The organism is Azospirillum brasilense (assembly GCF_003349955.1).
Classification (GTDB): Bacteria; Pseudomonadota; Alphaproteobacteria; order Azospirillales; family Azospirillaceae; genus Azospirillum; species Azospirillum brasilense_B.
This window is the reverse complement of the sequence record NZ_QLKQ01000171.1, coordinates 1-1,474: the sequence shown is the minus strand read 5'-3', so window position 1 is coordinate 1,474 and position 1,474 is coordinate 1. Positions and strand designations below refer to the sequence as shown.

The window sequence follows — 1,474 nt, the reverse complement described above, 5'->3', positions numbered from 1 at the left end:
CATGAGATACCGTCACGCTGAGCAAGCGATTTTTTCAGGCGGCAAGCTTTTGCTCGAAGGGTTTTCGAGCCTTGGCAACGGCGTAGACGGCGACGAGGAGCTTTCGCATGGCGGCGACGAGGGCAAGTTTGGGCGGCTTTCCCTGCGCGCGCAGGCGGTCGTAGAAGGCTTTGAGCCAAGGGTTGCGTCGGACGGCGGTGAGGGTTGGCATCCACAAGGCGGTGCGCAGGCGGGCGTTGCCGATGCTGGTGATGCCGGCGCGGGTGGGGCGGCGCTTGCCGGACTGCCGCAGCGCCGGGATCACGCCGACATAGGCGGCCAGGGCGGCGGGGCTGTCGAAGCGGGCCGGGTCGCCGAGTTCGGCGATGAGGCGGGCGGCGGTGCCGGGGCCGATGCCGTCGATGGAGGTCAGCAGCGTGCCGACCTCGTGCTCATCGAGCAGGCGGGCGATGTCATCGTCACGCTCGGCCAAGCGGCGGCGCCACAGGTCGAGATCCTGGCAGATGTCGCGGACCTGGACGCGGTAGGCGGGGCCGTGGTGCTGACCGACCGAACGCTTGGCCGCGGCGATGAGCTGGTCGGCCAGCTCGCTCCCGACAGCATGGCGGCCGTCGTAGCGCAGCTTGGCGAGGCGGCGGGGGGTGACTTTGGCCACGGCCTCGGCGGTGGGGTATTCGGCCAGGATGGTGGTGGCCAGCATGCTGTCGAGGGTGCGGACGTAGCGGCGGAATTCGGGGAAGCCGAGATCGACCAGCCGATGGAGTTGGCGGACGCGGTCGTCGAAGTCGCGGCGCAGGCGGTCGCGGTGGCGGACCAGTTCGCGCAGATCCTCGCCGGCCTGGCTGCCGAGCCGGGTGGCGGTGGGCCGCTTCTCACGGCCGAAGCGGGCAAGGCCGAGCGCATCGATGGCGTCGGTCTTGGTGCGCTCCAGGCTTTCGCCCTGGAAGCGGTGGGTGCGCAGCGGGTTGATCAGGGCGACCTCATAGCCCTTGGCCGCCAGCACGGCGAACAGGTTCTTCCAGTAATGCCCGGTCGCCTCCATGACCACCAGGGCCTCGCCCGGTGGCGCCAGTGCGGCCAGCAACGCGCCGTGCCCGGTGGCGTCTTCGGCGATCGGCTTGGGTTTGACCAGGACCGTGCCGTCCGCGCCGAGGATGGCGAAGACGTGGGTTTCCGACGCGATGTCGATGCCGACGAACTGCATGGCACTCCCCTCGCGGTTCGGCCGGGAGCCTCGGAGCCGGTGCTCGTGCCCATGCTTGTCCATGCGCGGCTGACCGCCCCGATCGGGGCGGTCAGCCGCCCCTGCGGTGCGACACCGCCGGATACCGTCCGGGCAAAAAGCACCGGGCGAGGGCGCCAATCTCATGCACGAAGACAATGCTTCGAGCGGAACGCGGCGACCCTCTCCCGGCCATCAGGCCAACCATCCTACCAGGAGGTCGCCCGATGAGTGGAAGTCATACAAGCGGAG

The 1,474-nt window shown here is 69.4% G+C and carries 1 protein-coding gene; it reads right to left on the bottom strand.

Features of this window, described 5'->3' with window-relative positions; all coding sequences use genetic code 11:
- Positions 1-34: 34 nt before the first annotated feature.
- A complete protein-coding gene (locus DXK32_RS31895; RefSeq protein ID WP_162801453.1) occupies positions 35-1,204 on the bottom strand; it encodes an IS110 family transposase in 1,170 nt (389 codons plus the stop codon).
- Positions 1,205-1,474 lie beyond the last annotated feature (270 nt).

Coding starts and splice junctions, on each gene's coding strand:
- DXK32_RS31895 (WP_162801453.1), bottom strand. CDS start 1,204: ATGCAGTTCGTCGGCATCGACATCGCGTCGGAAACCCACGTCTTCGCC.